The organism is Pseudomonas sp. NPDC090752, assembly GCF_055584805.1.
In genome coordinates this window covers 1-19,336 of sequence record NZ_JBVJLI010000007.1, presented here as the reverse complement: position 1 = coordinate 19,336, position 19,336 = coordinate 1, and the positions used below count along the sequence as shown (strand labels likewise).

The following is a 19,336-nucleotide window of genomic DNA, read 5'->3' as shown; positions in this document are numbered from 1 at the left end:
GGCGTTGGCGGGTCAGCGCAGCATGCTCCGCGCTTCCAGCAGCTCGTCTACTTCAAGCTCCGTGCCGTATGGCAAGCCGAGATGCCGATACGCCGGCAAGGCCGCCAGAGGCCGGCTACGGCCGCGCTGGCTGATGCAGCGGGCAATCTGCACCACGTCGATGTAGTCGACTTTTTCGGTTTGCCGGTCCAGGTCCTGTACCTGGCTCGGCAGGTTGACCAATTGCTCGGGAAACTCCCATGACGAAAGTATCTTGTCACCCAGCACCGGTTGGATCTGCTCGATCACATAGTGCAGGCAGACCGGGTCGGAAAGTAGTTCGTTATGTTCCTCGGCGTAAATCAGCACCGGCAGTGCGCCGATCTGATGGACCAGGCCGCCGAGGGTGGCCTGGTCGGGTTTCAGCTGTGTGTAGCGGCGGCACAGTTCATAGCTGATACCCGCCACTTCCAGGCTGTTGGCCCAGATATCCCTGAGTTTTTGTTCCACTGCCGAAGAGCGGGCATGGAAGATCTGTTCGATCACCAGGCCAATGGCCAGGTTGCAGCTGTAGTTGATACCCAGGCGGGTTATGGCCGTATGCAGGTCGGTCACCTCGACCGCCGCGCGCAACAGCGGGCTGTTGACCACCTTGATCAGGCGTGCGGAGAGGGCGGCATCGCGGCCGATCACCTTGCTCAGGGCGGCAACGCTGATCTCGGTGTTCTCGGCGGCCTCGCGGATGCTCAGGGCGACTTCCGGAAGGGTCGGCAGGACCAGGTCATCGTTGGCGATGGCAGCGAGCAACTGTGCTTGAACCATCTCGGCCAGCTTGTTCATGTACTTCTCTAGCGCAGGGGTGGCGGGCTGGTCAGCGCTGGATTTCCCGGTCGCGGTCCAGTTCGTAAGGCAGGCTCGACACCTCAAGGCGTGGGCCTTGCGGGCTGCCCAAGTGCAGGTTGTCATCTTCCACCGCGTCGGCCGTCAGCACCGCCAGCAGTTCGCAACCCTGGCCCGTACTGGCCGCAAGGACGACCTCGCCGACCGACGAACCATGGGTAGGCGAGAAGATTTCGCTGCCGGGTGCTGGGACCTCCAGCTGATCGAGCAACAGGCGGTACTGGCGGCGCTTGAGCTTGCCCAGGTACTGCATGCGGGCGACGATCTCCTGGCCGGTATAACAACCTTTCTTGAAGCTCACGCCATCGACCGCCTGCAGATTGATCATCTGCGGGATGAACAGCTCGCGAGTCGGGCCCATGACCTGGCCGATACCGGCGCGGATCTGCCCCAGCAGCCAGTCGTTGAGGCTGCCTTCGGGCAGCGCGGCGGCGAGCTTCTCGCGAACGCTCGCAGCAGCGTCTGCGGGTACCCACAGTTCCACGCGTCCTGCAGACGCGGCAATGGCGATCAGGCCTTCATGGCGCACCGTGGCGCCTGTGCTGGCCGGCACGCTCAAACCCAGCGCCTGCAGCGCCGCATCACCGCCCTGCAGGCCGAAACGTACCCAGGCGGCGCTTTCGTCGGCAAGCGTGGCCTTGGAGAACACCGCATACTTCTTCAGGTCGACCATCTGCGCGTCGAGCAGTTCGCTGGCCATCGCCAGCAGGTAACCATTGCCTTCTGGCAGGATACGGAAACTGGACTGCATACGCCCTTTGACCATGCAGCGGGCGCCAAGGCTGGCGTGCTCAAGGCTGAGGTAGTTGATGTTGCAGGTCAGCTGGCCCTGCAGAAACTTGCCGGCGTCGGAGCCGCGGACGGCAAGGATGCCCTCGTGGGACAGGGGGCTGAAGAAAGCGGAATCGGCCATGGGGGATCGCGGTGGCTAAAGACTGGCGGCCATCATAGAACGCCAGTAACAAAATAGGTAGGTGACTAGACCAACGCCTCGTGCCGCTTACTGCGCCTGGCTGTATACTGGCGGCCCATTTGAGGAGGGCCCCATGGTCGAACAAACTGAACTCAACCGGCTTTTCTGGCACAGCCGTCGCGGCATGCTGGAACTCGACGTGCTGCTGGTGCCTTTCACCCAGGAAGTCTACGCGACCCTGAGCGAAGCTGACCGCGAACTCTATGTGCGCCTGTTGAGCTGCGAGGATCAGGACATGTTCGGCTGGTTCATGGAGCGCACCGAGTCAGAAGATCCGGAGCTGCAACGCATGGTCCGCATCATCCTGGATCGTGTCCAGCCCAAGTGAGTGTTTCGAGTGCCGCTGGCAGGGCTCACGCCTGTTGCTGGCGGCCTACCTGATTTGCCTGGGGCTTGCTCAGTTTGCCTTGTGGCTGAGTGCCTTGCCCTGGTGGCTTTGCCTTCCTGTTGCAGGCGCATGTCTGGCTCATGCCTGCTGGGTAATTCCCCGACGTATCATCCTGACCGATGCCCAAGCCGTCACCGGCCTGCGCCGCGATGCGCTTGGTTGGTGGCTGTTCAGCCGTGCCGACGGGTGGCAGGCGGTGCGCTTGTGTCGGGACAGCGTGGCGCTGCCCGGGGTGGTGGTATTGCGGTTTGTACGCCCAAGGCGCTGGTTTGGCGAAAGCCAATGCATCGTCAGGGATGCCCTTGGGGCTGATCAGCATCGGCGTCTGCGGGTGAGGCTGAAGTTCAGTCGGCGCAGGTGGGCTGAGGTGGTTGGGCATTAGGCTTGCCCCGCGAAGAAGGCGACGCCGATCCTCAGCGCGGGCTGAGGATCGTGTCCTTTGCCTCAGGCAGCATCCCCGGATAATCCAGTGTGTAATGCAACCCTCGGCTTTCCTTGCGCTGCATCGCCGAGCGAATCATCAGCTCCGCCACCTGGGCCAGATTGCGCAGTTCGATCAGGTCGCGGCTGACTTTGTAGTTGCTGTAGAACTCGTCAATCTCGTCCAGCAGCAGGCGGACGCGATGCTCGGCGCGTTGCAGGCGCTTGCTGGTGCGCACGATGCCTACGTAGTCCCACATGAAACGCCGCAGCTCGTCCCAGTTGTGCGCAATGATCACATCCTCGTCCGAGTCGGTGACCTGGCTGGCGTCCCAGCAGGGCAGGGACTTCGGCATGGCAATCTGCTCCAGGTGCGACTGGATGTCGGCAGCAGCGGAGCGGCCGTAGACAAAGCACTCCAGCAATGAATTGCTGGCCATGCGGTTGGCGCCATGCAGGCCGGTGAAGCTGGTTTCGCCAATGGCGTACAGGCCGGGTACATCGGTGTGGCCGCGATCATCGACCACCACACCACCGCAGGTGTAGTGGGCGGCGGGGACGACCGGGATGGGTTGACGGGTAATGTCGATGCCAAAGGTCAGGCAGCGTTCGTAGACGGTCGGAAAATGGCTCTTGATGAAGTCGGCGGGCTTGTGGGTGATGTCGAGGTACACGCAGTCTACGCCCAGGCGTTTCATCTCGTGGTCTATGGCGCGGGCCACGATGTCGCGTGGAGCCAGCTCTTCGCGGGGGTCGAAGCGCGGCATGAAGCGTTCGCCATTGGGCAGGCGCAACAGGGCGCCCTCGCCACGCAAGGCTTCGGTGATGAGGAAACTCTTGGCCTGCGGGTGATACAGGCAGGTCGGGTGGAACTGGTTGAATTCCAGATTGGCTACACGGCAGCCGGCGCGCCAGGCCATGGCGATGCCGTCACCGCACGCGCCGTCAGGGTTGCTGGTGTACAGATAGACCTTGGCTGCGCCGCCCGTGGCCAGCACGGTAAAGCGTGCGCCGAAGGTGTCCACTTCGCCGCTGTTGCGGTTCAGTACATAGGCACCCAGGCAACGATCGCCCGCCATCCCTAGGCGGCGCTCGGTAATCAGGTCGACCGCCACACGCTGCTCCAGCAGTTGGATGTTCGGGCGCTTGCGGGCCTGTTCCAGGAGCGTGGTGAAAATGGCTGCGCCCGTTGCATCGGCGGCATGGATGATGCGCCGATGGCTGTGGCCGCCTTCGCGGGTCAGGTGAAACTCGAAGCCCCCGTCGTCAACGCTGTAATGTTCGTCCCGGGTAAACGGTACGCCTTGTTCGATCAGCCATTGAATGGCTTCGCGGCTGTGCTCGACAGTGAAGCGTACTGCTGCTTCGTCGCACAGGCCGCCGCCGGCGTTGAGGGTGTCCTCGACATGTGACTGGACGGTATCGGTGTCGTCCAGTACCGCAGCGACACCGCCTTGGGCCCAGAAGGTGGACCCATTGCTCAGGTCACCTTTGCTCAGCACGGCAATGCGCAAGTGGCTGGGCAGGTTGAGTGCCAGGCTGAGACCGGCAGCGCCGCTGCCGATCACCAGGACATCATGTTGGAATTGTTGGCTCATGTCGGGACACTAGTAATCTTTGGGAGGGGCACGGCACAATAGTCACGCGCAGATGGCATTGTGAAACTATCGTGAATGCAGGCCGGGTTGCCTTTATAGCAGCCTGCGGTGGCCTATTTCCATGCCACCTACGACGTTACGGCGATCTTCATGGGAACTTTCCTACGTAGCTGGAAATCCTATGAAGGCTGCCCGTGCGCCATAATTTAGCGCGGCGACGCGTGGCGGCAGCTCTATCCGGGCTGACACCTGCGTATCCGAAACCTGATTATCGACGCAGCCGGCCGTGCCCGCGCCGCGTCTTCCGTGCGAGCCGACCAAGGGCCGCAGGAAACTTGCTTGGAGGAGAGAACTTTTGCGAAAAGCCCGAGTCTATGTTTGCAAGCCTGAACGATGGCTTTTGCAACGCTCCTTCAAGTTTACTGAGGAGTGTTCATGCTAACCCAGGAAGAGGATCAGCAGCTTGTCGAGCGTGTTCAGCGCGGCGACAGGCGAGCGTTCGATCTGTTGGTGCTGAAGTATCAGCACAAGATTCTCGGGTTGATCGTGCGGTTCGTACACGACACCCACGAGGCCCAGGATGTGGCGCAGGAAGCCTTTATCAAGGCCTATCGTGCGCTTGGCAATTTCCGCGGAGACAGTGCGTTTTATACCTGGCTGTACCGCATCGCCATCAACACGGCGAAGAACTACCTGGTGTCCCGTGGAAGACGGCCACCAGACAGCGATGTGAGCTCCGAGGATGCGGAGTTTTACGACGGCGATCATGGTCTCAAGGATCTCGAGTCCCCAGAACGCTCCCTGTTGCGGGATGAAATCGAAGGCACTGTCCATCGCACCATCCAGCAACTGCCCGAAGATTTGCGCACGGCTTTGACGCTGCGCGAGTTCGACGGGTTGAGTTACGAAGACATTGCCAGTGTCATGCAATGTCCGGTGGGTACCGTGCGCTCTCGAATCTTCCGCGCTCGGGAGGCCATAGACAAAGCCCTGCAGCCGTTGTTGCAGGATTCCTGAGACAGCGGCGACAGCCAAGAGAGGAACCGCCATGAGTCGTGAAGCTTTGCAAGAATCGCTGTCCGCGGTAATGGACAACGAAGCGGACGAACTGGAATTGCGACGTGTGTTGAGCGCCGTCGATGATGCCGAAACCCGTGCCACCTGGTCGCGTTACCAGGTTGCCCGAGCAGCTATGCACAAGGAGTTGCTGCTGCCTAAACTGGATATTGCCTCGGCGGTGTCTGCCGCACTGGCTGACGAAGCCGTGCCTGCCAAGGTCAAGCAGGGTCCGTGGCGCAGTATTGGCCGCCTGGCCGTTGCTGCTTCGGTTACTGTCGCGGTACTGGCTGGCGTACGTATGTACAACCAGGACGAAATCACCGGCGCTGAGCTGGCTTCGCAGCAGCCTGCCCAACAAGGCCTGAGCATGCCACAAACTCAGGGTCCGGCCGTTTTGGCAGGCTATAGTGAAAGCAGTGAGCAACCGACCGGGCCGATGGCCAACGGCGTGCTGCAGAACCAGGCCGGCTGGGACCAGCGTCTACCGGGCTATCTGCGCCAGCATGCGCAGGAATCCGCGCTCAAGGGCACCGAAACCGCCCTGCCGTATGCCCGCGCCGCCAGCCTGGAAAACCGCTAAGTAAGGAGGATCATGCGCGCGCTACCTCTCCTGTCGCTGCTGTTTGGCAGCTGCATGACGGTGCCAGCGTTGGCAGCCAACTCCTCGCCTGAGGCGAGTGAATGGTTGAACAAGCTGGCACAAGCCGAGCAAAAGCAGAGTTATCAGGGCTCTTTCGTCTACGAACGAAATGGCAGCTTTTCTTCCCACGATATCTGGCATCGCGTCCAGGACGGCAAGGTCAGCGAGCGGCTACTGCAACTCGATGGCGCCGCCCAGGAAATCGTGCGCGTGGATGGCAAGGTGCAGTGCGTCAGCGGTGCCCTGGCCAGTGGAGTAAGTAACCTGCCCGACGCTGCGCCGCGCATGCTCGATCCCCTGAAACTGATGGGCTGGTATGACTTGGGTGTGGCGGGCAAGGCGCGGGTCGCCGGGCGTGATGCGGTGATCGTCACGCTGACCCCGCGCGATCAGCACCGCTACGCTTTCGAGCTGCATCTGGACCGCAAGACCGGACTGCCGCTGCGCTCGTTGATGCTCAACGACAAGGGGCAGTTGCTCGAACGCTTCCAGATGACCCGCCTCGATACTGACGACCTGCCTACCGATGCCGATCTCCAGGCCAGTGCAACCTGCAAGCAGGTAGAGCATAAGGTCTCTGCCCAGAGCGAGGCCGTTGCAGGCTGGCGATCGGACTGGCTGCCCGCAGGTTTTGAACTGATCAACAGCTCGGTGCGCCGTGACGCCTCCCGCGACAGCACTATCAGCAGCCTGATGTATGACGACGGCCTGGCGCGCTTCTCGGTTTTTCTCGAGCCGGTCAAAGAAGATGCCAGCGCCGACGTGCGGACCCAGCTGGGGCCTACCTCGGCCGTTTCGCGACGCCTGAATACGCCCAAGGGTAAGGTGATGGTGACTGTGGTTGGCGAAATTCCGCTGGGCACAGCGGAGCGTGTGGCGCTCTCGATGCGGCCCCAGGATGCTCAGGCGCGCCAGTGATGGCGCGTTTTCTTTGGGCCATTCCAAGGCATGCGGACATGCGGCTGAAATGAAATTAAAGCATTGTCATTTGCAATCCATCTCTAAATTTTCTATAGGTCAGGCTTCTTGGAGTCTGGCCTTTCCTGCTTCTGCAGGGGTCTTATGCTAACTACGCTCGTTGTGACGGGAGCCGTATGTCAACACCACGCTTGAAATCCTACCTATCGATGTTCGCCGCCGTGCTCATGCTCGGGCAGGTGCTCACCGCCCAGGCGCAGGAAGCCCTTCCGGACTTCACGACCCTGGTCGAGCAGGCCTCGCCGGCCGTGGTCAACATCAGTACTAAGCAAAAGCTGCCAGATCGCCGCATGGCCGCCGGGCAAATGCCAGACCTCGAAGGCCTGCCGCCAATGTTCCGCGAATTCTTCGAGCGCAATATTCCGCAACAGCCGCGGTCGCCCCGGGGTGATCGTCAGCGTGAGGCCCAGTCGCTGGGTTCTGGATTCATCATCTCCAGTGATGGGTATGTGCTGACCAACAACCACGTGGTCGCCGATGCTGACGAAATCATCGTCCGCCTGTCGGACCGCAGTGAGTTGCAGGCCAAGCTGGTCGGCACCGACCCGCGCACCGATGTGGCGCTGCTCAAGGTCGAAGGCAAGAACCTGCCGACCGTCAAGCTGGGCGATTCCGAGAAGCTCAAGGTGGGTGAGTGGGTGTTGGCCATCGGTTCGCCGTTCGGCTTCGACCACTCGGTGACCAAAGGTATCGTCAGCGCCAAGGGGCGAACCCTGCCCAATGACACCTACGTGCCGTTCATTCAGACCGACGTGGCCATCAATCCGGGCAACTCCGGTGGCCCGCTGTTCAACATGAGCGGCGAAGTGGTGGGTATCAACTCGCAGATCTTCACCCGCTCGGGCGGTTTCATGGGCCTGTCGTTCGCCATCCCGATCGATGTCGCGATCGATGTCTCCGACCAGTTGAAGAAAGACGGCAAGGTCAGTCGCGGCTGGTTGGGTGTGGTGATTCAGGAGGTCAACAAGGACTTGGCTGAATCCTTCGGCCTCGACAAACCGGCCGGTGCCCTGGTGGCCCAGGTGCTGGAAGAGGGTCCGGCAGCCAAGAGCGGCTTGCAGGTGGGCGACGTGATCTTGAGCATGAACGGCCAGCCGATCGTCATGTCGGCCGACCTGCCGCACCTGGTCGGTACCCTGAAGGATGGCGCCAAGGCCAAGCTCGAGATCATCCGCAATGGCAAGCGCCAGAACCTGGATGTGACCATTGGCGCGATGCCTGATGACGATGCCGATATCGCCACCGGCACCGGTGCCGACGGCAGCGCCGAGCGCAGCAGCAACCGCCTGGGTGTGTCGGTCTCCGACCTGACTGCCGAGCAGAAAAAGTCGCTGGAGCTCAAGGGTGGCGTGGTCATCAAGGAAGTTCAGGATGGGCCGGCAGCGATGATCGGCCTGCGTCCGGGTGATGTCATCAGCCACCTGAACAACCAGGCGATCGCTTCGGCCAAGCAATTCACCGAAATCGCCAAGGACCTGCCGAAGAACCGTTCGGTGTCGATGCGTGTGCTGCGTCAGGGGCGTGCCAGCTTCATCACGTTCAAGTTGGCGGAATAAGCCGCTTTGCAAGACGCAAAGGGCAGCTTCGGCTGCCCTTTTTCATGAGCGTTCACAATTATTTAGCGGAATTGGCGGGTAAGGTGCGACAGAGGAATCTCCCATATCCCTGCTGGTTAAGGTACAATTCCCGGCTATTTTTCGGCGGGCGTCCGGCTCGCAGCCTTTTCCGAGTGTTGACCCGTGAGTGATTTGAGTCATATCCGCAATTTCTCCATCATCGCCCACATCGACCATGGCAAGTCGACGCTGGCCGACCGTTTCATCCAGATGTGCGGTGGCCTGTCGGCACGCGAAATGGAAGCCCAGGTCCTCGACTCCATGGACCTGGAGCGCGAGCGCGGGATCACCATCAAGGCCCACAGCGTAACGCTTCACTACAAGGCGCAGGACGGCAAGACCTACCAGCTGAACTTCATCGATACGCCCGGCCACGTCGACTTCACCTATGAAGTTTCGCGCTCGCTGGCTGCCTGTGAGGGTGCGTTGCTGGTGGTGGATGCCGGCCAGGGCGTTGAAGCCCAGTCCGTCGCCAACTGTTACACCGCCATCGAGCAAGGCCTCGAAGTGATGCCGGTGCTGAACAAGATGGACCTGCCCCAGGCCGACCCGGATCGCGTCAAGGACGAGATCGAGAAGATCATCGGCATCGACGCCACCGACGCCGTGGCCTGCAGCGCCAAGAGCGGCATGGGCGTCGACGAAGTGCTCGAGCGCCTGGTGCACACCATTCCCGCGCCCGAAGGCGAGATCGATGCCCCGCTGCAGGCGCTGATCATCGACTCCTGGTTCGACAACTACCTGGGCGTAGTCTCGTTGGTGCGCGTGCGCCAAGGGCGCGTCAAGAAGGGCGACAAGATCCTGGTCAAGTCCACCGGCAAGGTGCACCTGGTCGACAGCGTCGGTGTGTTCACCCCGAAACACACCCAGACCGCTGATCTGAAAGCCGGTGAAGTAGGCTTCATCATCGCCAGCATCAAAGACATCCACGGTGCACCGGTCGGTGACACCCTGACGTTGTCCTCGACCCCCGAGGTCGAAGTGCTGGCAGGCTTCAAGAAGATCCAGCCTCAGGTCTACGCCGGCCTGTTCCCGGTCAGCTCCGACGATTTCGAGGACTTCCGCGATGCACTGCAGAAGCTGACCCTCAACGATTCGTCGCTGCAATACATGCCGGAAAGCTCCGATGCACTGGGTTTTGGCTTCCGTTGCGGCTTCCTCGGCATGCTGCACATGGAGATCATTCAGGAGCGCCTGGAGCGCGAATACGACCTGGACCTGATCACCACCGCGCCGAGCGTGATCTACGAGCTCGAACTCAAGACTGGCGAAACCATCATCGTCGACAACCCGTCGAAGCTGCCTGACGTTTCGTCGGTCACCGACTTCCGCGAACCGATCGTCACCGCGACCATCCTGGTGCCGCAGGAGCACCTCGGTAACGTCATCACCCTGTGCATCGAGAAGCGTGGCGTGCAGCGTGACATGCAGTTCCTCGGCAGCCAGGTGCAGGTGCGCTACGACATGCCGATGAACGAGGTGGTGCTGGACTTCTTCGACCGCCTCAAGTCCACCAGCCGCGGCTATGCTTCGCTGGACTATCATTTCGATCGCTACCAGTCGGCCAACCTGGTCAAGCTGGATGTACTGATCAACGGCGACAAGGTCGATGCCCTGGCATTGATCGTGCACCGCGACAACGCGGCCTACAAAGGTCGTGCGTTGACCGAGAAGATGAAGGAACTGATCCCTCGGCAGATGTTCGATGTGGCGATCCAGGCAGCCATCGGCGGCCAGATCATCGCGCGGACTACCGTCAAGGCGCTCAGAAAGAACGTACTGGCCAAGTGCTATGGCGGTGACGTCAGCCGTAAGAAAAAGCTGCTGGAGAAGCAGAAGGCCGGTAAGAAACGCATGAAACAGGTTGGCAACGTGGAAATTCCACAAGAAGCCTTCCTCGCCGTGCTCAGGTTGGATAGCTAGGTCCTATGTCGCTAAATTTCCCGCTGTTGCTAGTCATCGCCGTCGCCGTTTGCGGTCTGTTGGGCTTGATCGACCTGCTGTTCCTGGCCCCGCGCCGGCGGGCAGCGATCGCCAACTATCAGGGTAGCGTCACCCAGCCAGAAATGGCTGTAGTGGAGCGTCTGAACAAGGAACCGCTGCTGGTCGAATACGGCAAGTCGTTCTTTCCGGTACTGTTCATCGTACTGGTGTTGCGTTCGTTCCTGGTCGAGCCGTTCCAGATCCCTTCGGGGTCGATGAAGCCGACCCTGGAAGTGGGCGACTTCATCCTGGTGAACAAGTTCTCCTACGGCATTCGCCTGCCGGTGATCGACAAGAAGGTCATCGAGGTCGGTGACCCGCAACGCGGAGATGTCATGGTGTTCCGCTACCCGAGCGACCCGAACGTCAACTACATCAAGCGCGTGGTTGGCCTGCCGGGCGATCAGATCCGCTACACCAGTGACAAGCGGTTGTTCGTCAATGGCCAGCCGATTGCCGAGCAACTGGTCGGCGCTGAACCGGGTACCTTGGGTAGCGCCGAGCTGTACAAGGAAAAACTGGGCGAGGCCGAGCACCTGATTCGCAAGGAAATGACCCGTTATCGCATGCCGCCGGACCAGCAATGGACCGTGCCGGCTGGTCATTACTTCATGATGGGCGACAACCGCGACAACTCCAACGACAGCCGTTACTGGGATGACCCGAACATTCCCAAGGAACTGCACGGCATGGTCCCGGACCGCAACATCGTTGGCAAGGCCTTCGCGGTCTGGATGAGCTGGCCAGAGCCAAAGCTCAGCCATATGCCCAACTTGTCGCGGGTCGGCCTGATCCATTGATACCCTTCGGCGCTGTCCACAGACAGCGCCGAATGCATTTCTGACATAGGCTGTGTTCTCAGGGATCGAGAGTTTCGTTGCTCGCCGCAACGGACCACAGCCAAACAGTCTTTCAGGAAGTTGATTTGAACAACGCGTTGAACAACCAACGGGTGGCTGCATGAGTGCTTCCCTTGCCCGTCTCGAGCGCAAGCTCGGCTACACCTTCAAGGATCAGGACCAGATGGTGCTGGCCTTGACTCACCGCAGCTACGCCGGGCGCAACAACGAGCGCCTGGAGTTTCTCGGTGATGCCATTCTCAACTTCGTCGCCGGCGAAGCGCTGTTCGAGCGCTTCCCGCAGGCCCGCGAAGGCCAGCTGTCGCGCCTGCGCGCGCGCCTGGTCAAGGGCGAGACCCTGGCCCGTCTGGCCCGTGGTTTCGACCTGGGCGAGTACCTGCGCCTGGGCTCCGGTGAGCTCAAGAGTGGCGGTTTTCGTCGTGAGTCGATCCTGGCCGATGCCCTCGAAGCCCTGATCGGTGCCATTTACCTGGACGCCGACATGCAGACCGCCCGCGAGCGCGTGCTGGCCTGGCTGACCGACGAGTTCGAAAGCCTGACCCTTGTCGACACCAACAAAGACCCGAAAACCCGCCTGCAGGAGTTTCTGCAGTCGCGTAGCTGTGAGCTGCCTCGTTACGAGGTGGTCGACATCCAGGGCGAACCGCACTGCCGTACCTTCTTCGTCGAATGCGAAGTGGTGCTGCTGAACAACAAGAGCCGTGGCCAGGGCGTGAGCCGGCGTATTGCCGAGCAAGTCGCCGCCGCTGCTGCATTGATCGCCCTGGGCGTGGAGAATGGCAATGACTGAGAACAATCCGACCCGCTGCGGTTACGTAGCCATCGTCGGCCGCCCGAACGTGGGCAAGTCGACCTTGCTCAACCACATCCTCGGGCAGAAGCTGGCGATTACTTCGCGCAAGCCGCAGACCACTCGCCACAACATGCTCGGCATCAAGACCGAGGGTGATGTGCAGGCGATCTATGTCGATACCCCCGGCATGCACAAGGCCAACGACAAGGCCTTGAACCGGTACATGAACCGCAATGCCTCGGCGGCCCTGAAGGACGTCGATGTGGTGATCTTCGTGGTCGACCGCACGCGTTGGACCGACGAGGACCAGCTTGTCCTTGAGCGAGTCCAGTATGTAACCGGCCCGCTGATCATCGCGGTCAACAAGACTGACCGCATGGACGAGAAGGCCGACCTGATCCCGCACTTGCAATGGCTGCAGGAGCAACTGCCGAATGCCGAAGTGGTGCCGATTTCCGCCCAACAGGGGCACAACCTCGAATCACTCGAGGGCTTGATCGCCAAGCACCTGCCGGAAAACGACCATTTCTTCCCGGAAGATCAGATCACTGACCGCAGCAGCCGCTTCCTCGCCGCTGAGTTGGTGCGCGAGAAGATCATGCGCCAGCTCGGTGCTGAGCTTCCGTACCAGATCACCGTGGAAATCGAAGAGTTCAAGCAGCAGGGCCATGTGCTGCACATCCATGCGTTGATCCTGGTCGAGCGTGACGGCCAGAAGAAGATCATTATCGGTGACAAGGGCGAGCGCATCAAACGCATCGGCTCCGACGCACGCAAGGACATGGAAACCCTGTTCGACGCCAAGGTCATGCTCAACCTCTGGGTCAAGGTCAAAGGCGGTTGGTCCGACGACGAGCGCGCGCTGCGCTCGCTGGGCTACGGCGACCTGTAACAGTCCCGAGCAATTGGCATACCCTGTGGGAGCGGGCTTGCTCGCGAATGCGATAGTGAATTCACTGGCGCTTTCGCGGGCAAGCCCGCTCCCACAGGTACATCTGGCTCCCAGAGAATGCGCATGGATCAACCCGCCCCTCAGCCGGCCTACGTGCTACACAGCCGTGCCTACAAGGAAACCAGCGCGCTGGTGGATTTCTTCACGCCGCAGGGCCGCTTGCGCGCAGTCTTGCGCCGCGCACGCGGCAAAGGTGGCAGCCTGGTGCGGCCGTTTGTGCCGCTGGAAGTGGAGTTGCGCGGGCGCGGCGAGCTGAAAAACGTCGGGCGCATGGACAGCGTTGGTATTGCGGCCTGGCTGCACGGCGATGCGCTGTTCAGTGGGTTGTACCTCAACGAACTGCTAATGCGCCTGCTGCCCGCCGAAGCACCGCAGCCCGAGCTCTTCGAGCATTACGCCCTGACACTGCAAGCCCTGGCGGCCGGGCGCCCGCTCGAGCCGCTGCTGCGCTCATTCGAGTGGCGCCTGCTGGAAGACCTGGGGTACGCCTTCGCGCTGGACCATGACGTCAATGACCAGCCCGTCGAAGCCGATGGCCTGTACCGCTTGCGGGTCGATGCCGGCCTTGAGCGTGTCTACCTGGTGCAACCAGGCCTGTTCAACGGTACCGAACTGTTGGCCCTGGCCAAGGCCGAGTGGGAGGCGCCCGGCGCTCTGCTCGCAGCCAAGCGCCTGATGCGCCAGGCGCTCGCGGTGCACCTGGGGCCAAAACCCCTGGTCAGCCGGGAACTGTTTCGCAAGCGCTGAGCACGTCGTATGCTGTGGGGCTAAATCTTCAGGAGAGCCTTCCGTGACTCACAGCAACCGCATGCTTCTCGGCGTCAACATCGACCACGTGGCGACCCTGCGCCAGGCCCGCGGCACTCGCTATCCGGACCCTGTCAAAGCGGCGCTGGACGCCGAGGAAGCGGGTGCCGATGGCATCACCGTGCACCTGCGCGAAGACCGTCGACACATTCAGGAACGTGATGTGGTGGTGCTCAAGGACGTGCTGCAAACGCGCATGAACTTCGAAATGGGCGTTACCGAAGAGATGATGGTCTTCGCCGAGAAGATCCGCCCGGCGCATATCTGCCTGGTGCCGGAAACGCGCCAGGAACTGACCACCGAGGGCGGCCTCGATGTGGCGGGGCAGGAGGCGCGGATCAAGGCTGCGGTGGAGCGCCTGTCGCGTACTGGCGCTGAAGTATCGCTGTTCATCGACGCAGATGAACGACAGATCGAAGCCTCGCGCCGTGTCGGTGCGCCGGCCATCGAGTTGCATACAGGCCGCTATGCCGACGCCGAAACCCCCACTGAAGTGGCCGAAGAGCTCAAGCGCATCGTCGATGGCGTTGCTTTCGGCATCGGCCAAGGGCTGATCGTCAATGCCGGTCATGGCCTGCACTACCATAACGTCGAGGCAGTGGCGGCAATCAAAGGCATCAATGAGCTCAACATTGGCCATGCGCTGGTGGCCCATGCGCTGTTCGTCGGCTTCAAGGCGGCGGTGGCCGAGATGAAGGCGCTGATCGTCGCTGCTTCGCGCTGATCGAACGCCCCTTATTCAGCCTGGAAAACCAGGCTGAATCGGGTTGGCCCAGCGGAACTGCTGCTGACCTCGACACGCCCGCCATGCAGCTGCATGATCGACTTCACGATCGCCAACCCCAGCCCGGTCCCGCCTTCCAGCCGGGAACGTCCCGACCCGGCCCGGTAGAACCGTTCGAACAACTGCGGCAGATGGTCTTCGGCGACTCCCGGCCCCTGGTTGGCCACCCATAGCCAGACCTCGTTGCCATGACGTTCGATGCCCACGCTGACCACCTGGTCGTCCGGACTGTGCCGGATGGCATTGCTCAACAAGTTCGACAGCGCACGCTGGAACATCAGCCTGTCCGCCAACGCCGTGCTCCAACCCTGTAACCGAAGTGTCAGCCCTTTGTGCTCGGCACTGAAAGCAAACCACTCCATCACCTGCTCGGCCTCATCCGCCAACCCCAGCGGCTTGAGTGCCACCTGCGCCTGCGGCTGGCTGACCTGGGCAAGGAACAACATGTCGTTGATGATGCGGTTGAGCCGGGTCAGTTCCTCGATGCTGTCTTCCAGCACTTCGCGGTAATTTTCGCTCTCCCGCTCGCGGGCCAGGGTCACCTGGGCCTTGCCCATCAGATTGCTCAACGGCGTGCGTAGCTCATGGGCGAGGTCGTCGGAAAACTGCGAGAGCTGACGTACACCCTGGTCCAGTCGGTCAAGCATCACGTTGATGCTATGCGCCAACTCGGCGAGCTCCAGGGGCAGCCCAGTGTCGGGCAGGCGGTGCTGCAGGTCCTGCGCCGACACTCTCCCGGCGATGCGCCGAAAGTGTCGCAGTGGCTTGAGGCCACGGTGCATCAGCCACCATGCGCCTGCGCCAATCAATACCAGCAGCAGCGGCAGGGCGAGCAACGTCGAGCGCAAGTAAGCCTGGAGCAGGGCGCTGTCGTCGGCACGGTCGAGCGACATCATCACCCGCACCGGGGTGTCGTCACGCAGAAGCATCAGGCGTGTCGCAGTGAGGATCTGCTTGCCAGCGCCGTCACGCCATTCGTGGTAGCCCAGACCCGCCTCGGTGCGCAGCGCGGCCACCTGCGATTCCAGCGGCGGGCCGAGGCTGAGCAGGTGCGGGTGGCGGCCTTCGAGTGCCAACACGGTGAGGCTGAGGTTGTCGTGGCCCATTACCAGGTCGAGCAGCGGGTGGGCGCGGGTGCCCAGGTCTTCAGTGCGCAGGTCGACCCGCAGATTGTGCTCCACCTGCAACATCTTGCGGGCCAGGTCCTTGCGCGCGCGGCTGTCCAGCTCATGGTCGAGGGCGACTACCGCCAAGCAGGCCAACAGCAGTACCAGCGCGGCGCCCATCAGGGTCACGCTCAGGCCCAGGCGTACGGACAGGCTGGCCTGGTTCACGCGCGCGCTTCCAGCACGTAGCCAACGCCGCGCAAGGTGTGGATGAGTTTGTCTTCGAAAGGATCGTCGATCTTCGCGCGCAGGCGACGAATCGATACCTCGACCACGTTGGTGTCGCAATCGAAGTTCATGTCCCACACCAGCGAAATGATCTGGGTACGCGACAGGACTTCACCGCTTTGACGCATCAGCAGGTGCAGCAGGGCGAATTCCTTGGCGGTCAGGTCGATGCGTTGCCCGGCGCGGTAGGCGCGGTGGCGGCCCGGGTCCAGTTCCAGGTCGGCGACGCGCAGGGTGCTGGGCTGCAGCTGCTGGTCGTTGCGCCGCAGCAGGCTGCGAATGCGCGCCAGCAGCTCGGGAAATTCGAATGGCTTGAGCAGGTAGTCATCGGCACCCAGGTCCAGCCCCTTGACCCGGTCGGCCAGGCGGCCGTGGGCGGTGAGCATCATGATGCGCGTGGCCGACTCGGCGCGCAGCCGTTGCAGCACGGCCCAGCCATCGAGTTCGGGCAGGTTGACGTCGAGGATCACCAGGTCATAAGGCTGCTGGCGAGCCAGGTGCAGGCCATCGGTACCGGTGTGGGCGCAGTCGACCACGTAGCCGTTCTCGCGCAGGCCCTGCTGCAGGTAGTCGGCGGTACGCAGTTCGTCCTCGATGATCAATAGGCGCATGGGGGGCTCGGGATGTTGAAAAGGGGCGATTCTCGACCCTGTAGTGGTGTCAGGGTCAAGCGGCAGGATGTTACTGGATGAGGAAACCTGAGCGGGGCAGATAACGGATTTGTAATTCTGGTGTCATCGGGCTGTTCATACGGGCCTCTTCGCGGGCAAGCCCGCTCCCACAGGTACTCCGCTGGAGCAGGATCAGCGCATTACCTGTGGGCGCGGGCTTGCCCGCGAAAGGAAGTATTAAGGCGCCCAGACGGGCACTTTTTTATTTGCGCGCCAGCAGCGTGGCGCGGCGCGGGGCGGGGAGGCCTTCGACGGTCTTGCTTGGGTCGTTCGGGTCGAGGAAGTCGCCCAGCGACTGGTAGCGCATCCACTCGGTGCTGCGCTGCTCTTCGAGGCTGGTGACGCTGACGTCAACGCAGCGCACCTCGCTGAAGCCTGCGCGGCGCAGCCAGCGTTCGAGCGCGGGGACCGAGGGCAGATACCAGACGTTACGCATCTGTGCGTATCGGTCTTCCGGCACCAGCACCTGGTTTTCGTCGCCTTCGATGACCAAGGTCTCCAACACCAGTTCGCCGCCTTTGACCAGGCAGTCCTTGAGCGCCAGCAGGTGCTCGATGGGCGAGCGACGGTGGTAGAACACGCCCATGGAAAACACCGTGTCGAAGCCTTCGAGGTTGGCTGGTAAGTCTTCCAGCGCAAACGGCAGGTGCCAGGCGGGCAGGTCGGGCAAGTACTGCTGCACCGCCTGGAACTGGCAGAAGAACAGCCAGTTGGGGTCGACGCCGATCACCATGTCGGCGCCGGCACCGAGCATCCGCCACTGGTAGTAACCGTTGCCGCAACCGACGTCGAGCACGCGCTTGCCCTTGAGGTCCAGGTGCGGGCCGACCCGCGACCATTTCCAGTCCGAGCGCCATTCGGTGTCCACGTGTACGCCGAACAAATCGAATGGCCCCTTGCGCCAGGGTGACAGGCCCATCAGCGCTTCGCGCATCTGCACACGGGTGGCGTCGTCGCATTCACAGTCAAGGCGCAAGCCGTCGACCAGATCGATCTCGCTGGGTTGCAAAGCCGGCAGGGCATCGAGGGCGCCGCGCCAGCGATCGAGGTCGCCGTGGCCTTTTTCCAGCTTGGCATCCAGTTGTGCTTGCAGGCCTTGCGACCAGGAAGAGAGGGGCGTGCCCGCCAGGCGGCGGACGAGTGGGGACAGATCGATCATGGCAGGGCTATCAGCGAGGTGAAATTAAGGCATTGGAACCACGGCACCACCTTGCTGAAACCCGCGGCGCGCAGGCGCTCGGTGTGGGCTTGCAGGGTGTCTGGCTTCATGACGTTCTCGATGGCGCTGCGCTTCTGGGCGATCTCCAGTTCGCTGTAGCCATTGGCCCGTTTGAAGTCCAGGTGCAGTTCGTTGAGCAGGGTCTGCTCCTCGTCATCGGCAAAACGCAGTTTCTCCGAAAGGATCAGCGCGCCACCGGGCAGCAGGGCTTGGCGGATGCGGCCGAGCAGCGCCAGGCGTTGCTCGGGGGCGATGAACTGCAAGGTGAAGTTCATCGCCACCACCGAGGCGGGTTCGAAGGGCAGGGTGAGGATGTCGGCTTCCAGCACCTGAACCGGCAGCAGCTCCTGGAACATCGAGTCCTGAGCGTTGAGATACTGTCGGCAGCGCTCGACCATGGCGGCGGAGTTGTCCACGGCGATTACCCGACAGCCATCGCTGCGCACATGCCGTCGCAACGACTGGGTGACGGCGCCCAGCGAGGCGCCGAGGTCGTACAGCGCGGTGTTGGGCTGGGCGAAGCGTGCCGCGAGCACGCCGAGGTTCTCGACGATGGTTGGGTAACCGGGCACCGAGCGCTTGATCATGTCCGGGAACACGCGCACGACGTCTTCGTTGAACACGAAGTCGGGGACTTGCTCCAGAGGCTGGGCGAAAAGGCGGTCGGGTTGTTTGCTCACGGTGAATCCAGGCGGCTGACAAAAGGCAGGGCCGGCATTCTAGCCAAACCGCGGCAAGGATGCATGATTGGCTGACCAGCGCTTTGCGCTCATTCAACCCGCACAGCGCAATCGAAGGTCTGCACCGGACGTACTTCCGGGGCCCAGGGCTGTTGGTAGACCAGCACCAGGTGCCCTTCGCCGGCCGCACGTCCCTCGAAACGCCAGGTGGAGATGCCCGCGCTACCGACGATACCCGCGTCCTCCGGAGCGCTGTACACCTCGGGGCCGAGGCTGCGCAGGACGTTCGATGCGGGGTTCTGCACCAGCCAGCGATAGCCGGTGGTGGGGTTGCTGGGCAGGGTCAGGGTGAGCGGCTGGCCAACCTGCAGGCGCTTCGGGCATTCGCTTTCGGCATCCAGTTCGAGGGTTTCACGCGGGTGCTGGGCGCAGGCGGTGAGCAGGGCGAGGGTCAGGGGAACGAGCAGACGAGGGGCAGTCATGGTGGCTCCAGAGGCGGGCGATGGCCTGAGGATAACCGAAGAAGTTGGGTTTTGGGTGGTCAGTGCCGGCCCTTTCGCGGGTGTACGACCGGAGACATCGTTTACATAGTAAACCGGGGACATGGTTTACACATTTGAGGCTTGGACGCGGTTTTCGCCT

General features: G+C 62.0%; 20 protein-coding genes. 12 read left to right on the top strand and 8 right to left on the bottom strand.

Annotated features, from left to right (window positions below; all coding sequences use genetic code 11):
- Positions 1 to 12: 12 nt before the first annotated feature.
- Positions 13 to 819, bottom strand: coding sequence for an HDOD domain-containing protein (locus tag ACZ6YA_RS11440; RefSeq protein WP_403135068.1), 807 nt, complete (start codon positions 817 to 819; stop codon positions 13 to 15).
- 31 nt (positions 820 to 850) lie between these two features.
- Positions 851 to 1,792: a CAF17-like 4Fe-4S cluster assembly/insertion protein YgfZ gene (ygfZ, locus tag ACZ6YA_RS11435; protein ID WP_465897222.1), complete on the bottom strand. Its 942-nt coding sequence runs from the start codon at positions 1,790 to 1,792 to the stop codon at positions 851 to 853.
- A 133-nt stretch (positions 1,793 to 1,925) separates the two neighbouring features.
- Here ygfZ and ACZ6YA_RS11430 point away from each other — a divergent pair, with 133 nt between their 5' ends.
- Together ACZ6YA_RS11430 and ACZ6YA_RS11425 are read left to right on the top strand one after the other, a co-directional pair.
- Positions 1,926 to 2,180: an FAD assembly factor SdhE gene (locus ACZ6YA_RS11430; RefSeq protein ID WP_401080052.1), complete on the top strand. Its 255-nt coding sequence runs from the start codon at positions 1,926 to 1,928 to the stop codon at positions 2,178 to 2,180.
- On the top strand, positions 2,164 to 2,622 hold the full coding sequence (locus ACZ6YA_RS11425) for a protein YgfX (RefSeq protein WP_465897221.1): 459 nt from the start codon (positions 2,164 to 2,166) through the stop codon (positions 2,620 to 2,622). Before ACZ6YA_RS11430 ends, ACZ6YA_RS11425 begins: the two co-directional genes overlap by 17 nt.
- Before the next feature lie 31 nt (positions 2,623 to 2,653).
- Here ACZ6YA_RS11425 and nadB read toward each other — a convergent pair whose 3' ends face one another.
- Positions 2,654 to 4,258: an L-aspartate oxidase gene (gene nadB, locus ACZ6YA_RS11420; RefSeq protein WP_465897220.1), complete on the bottom strand. Its 1,605-nt coding sequence runs from the start codon at positions 4,256 to 4,258 to the stop codon at positions 2,654 to 2,656.
- A gap of 435 nt (positions 4,259 to 4,693) precedes the next feature.
- On the opposite strand from nadB, the gene rpoE reads away from it, so the two are divergent.
- The 10 genes from rpoE (at position 4,694) to pdxJ (ending at position 14,670) form a co-directional block, all read left to right on the top strand.
- On the top strand, positions 4,694 to 5,275 hold the full coding sequence (rpoE, locus tag ACZ6YA_RS11415) for an RNA polymerase sigma factor RpoE/AlgU (protein WP_312933718.1): 582 nt from the start codon (positions 4,694 to 4,696) through the stop codon (positions 5,273 to 5,275).
- A gap of 31 nt (positions 5,276 to 5,306) precedes the next feature.
- Positions 5,307 to 5,897 (top strand): sigma-E factor negative regulatory protein, encoded by a 591-nt coding sequence (locus tag ACZ6YA_RS11410; protein ID WP_403135078.1) that lies wholly within the window; start codon positions 5,307 to 5,309, stop codon positions 5,895 to 5,897.
- A 12-nt stretch (positions 5,898 to 5,909) separates the two neighbouring features.
- Positions 5,910 to 6,875: a MucB/RseB C-terminal domain-containing protein gene (locus ACZ6YA_RS11405; RefSeq protein WP_465897219.1), complete on the top strand. Its 966-nt coding sequence runs from the start codon at positions 5,910 to 5,912 to the stop codon at positions 6,873 to 6,875.
- Between the two features lie 209 nt (positions 6,876 to 7,084).
- A complete protein-coding gene (locus tag ACZ6YA_RS11400) occupies positions 7,085 to 8,491 on the top strand; it encodes a DegQ family serine endoprotease (protein ID WP_465897456.1) in 1,407 nt (468 codons plus the stop codon).
- Between the two features lie 183 nt (positions 8,492 to 8,674).
- Positions 8,675 to 10,474, top strand: coding sequence for a translation elongation factor 4 (gene lepA, locus ACZ6YA_RS11395; protein ID WP_024717450.1), 1,800 nt, complete (start codon positions 8,675 to 8,677; stop codon positions 10,472 to 10,474).
- 5 nt (positions 10,475 to 10,479) lie between these two features.
- Positions 10,480 to 11,334 carry a signal peptidase I gene (gene lepB / locus ACZ6YA_RS11390; RefSeq protein WP_465897218.1) on the top strand — a complete coding sequence of 285 codons (855 nt, stop codon included), beginning with the start codon at positions 10,480 to 10,482 and terminating at the stop codon, positions 11,332 to 11,334.
- A gap of 160 nt (positions 11,335 to 11,494) precedes the next feature.
- Positions 11,495 to 12,184: a ribonuclease III gene (gene rnc, locus ACZ6YA_RS11385; protein ID WP_012312992.1), complete on the top strand. Its 690-nt coding sequence runs from the start codon at positions 11,495 to 11,497 to the stop codon at positions 12,182 to 12,184.
- Positions 12,177 to 13,079 carry a GTPase Era gene (gene era / locus ACZ6YA_RS11380; protein ID WP_346614471.1) on the top strand — a complete coding sequence of 301 codons (903 nt, stop codon included), beginning with the start codon at positions 12,177 to 12,179 and terminating at the stop codon, positions 13,077 to 13,079. The genes rnc and era overlap by 8 nt, the downstream gene beginning before the upstream one ends.
- Positions 13,080 to 13,202: 123 nt before the next feature.
- A complete protein-coding gene (gene recO, locus ACZ6YA_RS11375) occupies positions 13,203 to 13,886 on the top strand; it encodes a DNA repair protein RecO (RefSeq protein WP_465897217.1) in 684 nt (227 codons plus the stop codon).
- A 61-nt stretch (positions 13,887 to 13,947) separates the two neighbouring features.
- Positions 13,948 to 14,670: a pyridoxine 5'-phosphate synthase gene (pdxJ, locus tag ACZ6YA_RS11370; protein ID WP_465897455.1), complete on the top strand. Its 723-nt coding sequence runs from the start codon at positions 13,948 to 13,950 to the stop codon at positions 14,668 to 14,670.
- 11 nt (positions 14,671 to 14,681) lie between these two features.
- On the opposite strand, the gene ACZ6YA_RS11365 is transcribed toward pdxJ, so the two are convergent.
- The 5 genes from ACZ6YA_RS11365 to ACZ6YA_RS11345 all read right to left on the bottom strand — a co-directional run bounded on the left by ACZ6YA_RS11365 (position 14,682) and on the right by ACZ6YA_RS11345 (position 19,176).
- Positions 14,682 to 16,064 carry a heavy metal sensor histidine kinase gene (locus ACZ6YA_RS11365; protein ID WP_465897216.1) on the bottom strand — a complete coding sequence of 461 codons (1,383 nt, stop codon included), beginning with the start codon at positions 16,062 to 16,064 and terminating at the stop codon, positions 14,682 to 14,684.
- Positions 16,061 to 16,735 carry a heavy metal response regulator transcription factor gene (locus ACZ6YA_RS11360; RefSeq protein WP_465897215.1) on the bottom strand — a complete coding sequence of 225 codons (675 nt, stop codon included), beginning with the start codon at positions 16,733 to 16,735 and terminating at the stop codon, positions 16,061 to 16,063. Before ACZ6YA_RS11360 ends, ACZ6YA_RS11365 begins: the two co-directional genes overlap by 4 nt.
- A 262-nt stretch (positions 16,736 to 16,997) precedes the next feature.
- The gene (cmoB, locus tag ACZ6YA_RS11355; protein WP_465897214.1) at positions 16,998 to 17,954 is read right to left on the bottom strand and encodes a tRNA 5-methoxyuridine(34)/uridine 5-oxyacetic acid(34) synthase CmoB; all 957 of its coding nucleotides are present in this window, start codon (positions 17,952 to 17,954) and stop codon (positions 16,998 to 17,000) included.
- A complete protein-coding gene (cmoA, locus tag ACZ6YA_RS11350; RefSeq protein WP_400800356.1) occupies positions 17,951 to 18,694 on the bottom strand; it encodes a carboxy-S-adenosyl-L-methionine synthase CmoA in 744 nt (247 codons plus the stop codon). Before cmoA ends, cmoB begins: the two co-directional genes overlap by 4 nt.
- Positions 18,695 to 18,783: 89 nt before the next feature.
- Positions 18,784 to 19,176, bottom strand: coding sequence for a protease inhibitor I42 family protein (locus ACZ6YA_RS11345; RefSeq protein WP_465897213.1), 393 nt, complete (start codon positions 19,174 to 19,176; stop codon positions 18,784 to 18,786).
- Positions 19,177 to 19,336 lie beyond the last annotated feature (160 nt).

Bases quoted from the DNA above. Each gene is read 5' to 3' on its own strand.
- ACZ6YA_RS11440 (WP_403135068.1), bottom strand. From the start codon at position 819: ATGAACAAGCTGGCCGAGATGGTTCAAGCACAGTTGCTCGCTGCCATC.
- cmoB (WP_465897214.1), bottom strand. From the start codon at position 17,954: ATGATCGATCTGTCCCCACTCGTCCGCCGCCTGGCGGGCACGCCCCTC.
- ACZ6YA_RS11430 (WP_401080052.1), top strand. From the start codon at position 1,926: ATGGTCGAACAAACTGAACTCAACCGGCTTTTCTGGCACAGCCGTCGC.
- era (WP_346614471.1), top strand. From the start codon at position 12,177: ATGACTGAGAACAATCCGACCCGCTGCGGTTACGTAGCCATCGTCGGC.
- lepB (WP_465897218.1), top strand. From the start codon at position 10,480: ATGTCGCTAAATTTCCCGCTGTTGCTAGTCATCGCCGTCGCCGTTTGC.
- ACZ6YA_RS11410 (WP_403135078.1), top strand. From the start codon at position 5,307: ATGAGTCGTGAAGCTTTGCAAGAATCGCTGTCCGCGGTAATGGACAAC.
- ACZ6YA_RS11360 (WP_465897215.1), bottom strand. From the start codon at position 16,735: ATGCGCCTATTGATCATCGAGGACGAACTGCGTACCGCCGACTACCTG.
- ACZ6YA_RS11405 (WP_465897219.1), top strand. From the start codon at position 5,910: ATGCGCGCGCTACCTCTCCTGTCGCTGCTGTTTGGCAGCTGCATGACG.
- recO (WP_465897217.1), top strand. From the start codon at position 13,203: ATGGATCAACCCGCCCCTCAGCCGGCCTACGTGCTACACAGCCGTGCC.
- rpoE (WP_312933718.1), top strand. From the start codon at position 4,694: ATGCTAACCCAGGAAGAGGATCAGCAGCTTGTCGAGCGTGTTCAGCGC.
- rnc (WP_012312992.1), top strand. From the start codon at position 11,495: ATGAGTGCTTCCCTTGCCCGTCTCGAGCGCAAGCTCGGCTACACCTTC.
- pdxJ (WP_465897455.1), top strand. From the start codon at position 13,948: ATGCTTCTCGGCGTCAACATCGACCACGTGGCGACCCTGCGCCAGGCC.
- ygfZ (WP_465897222.1), bottom strand. From the start codon at position 1,792: ATGGCCGATTCCGCTTTCTTCAGCCCCCTGTCCCACGAGGGCATCCTT.
- ACZ6YA_RS11345 (WP_465897213.1), bottom strand. From the start codon at position 19,176: ATGACTGCCCCTCGTCTGCTCGTTCCCCTGACCCTCGCCCTGCTCACC.
- ACZ6YA_RS11400 (WP_465897456.1), top strand. From the start codon at position 7,085: ATGTTCGCCGCCGTGCTCATGCTCGGGCAGGTGCTCACCGCCCAGGCG.
- nadB (WP_465897220.1), bottom strand. From the start codon at position 4,258: ATGAGCCAACAATTCCAACATGATGTCCTGGTGATCGGCAGCGGCGCT.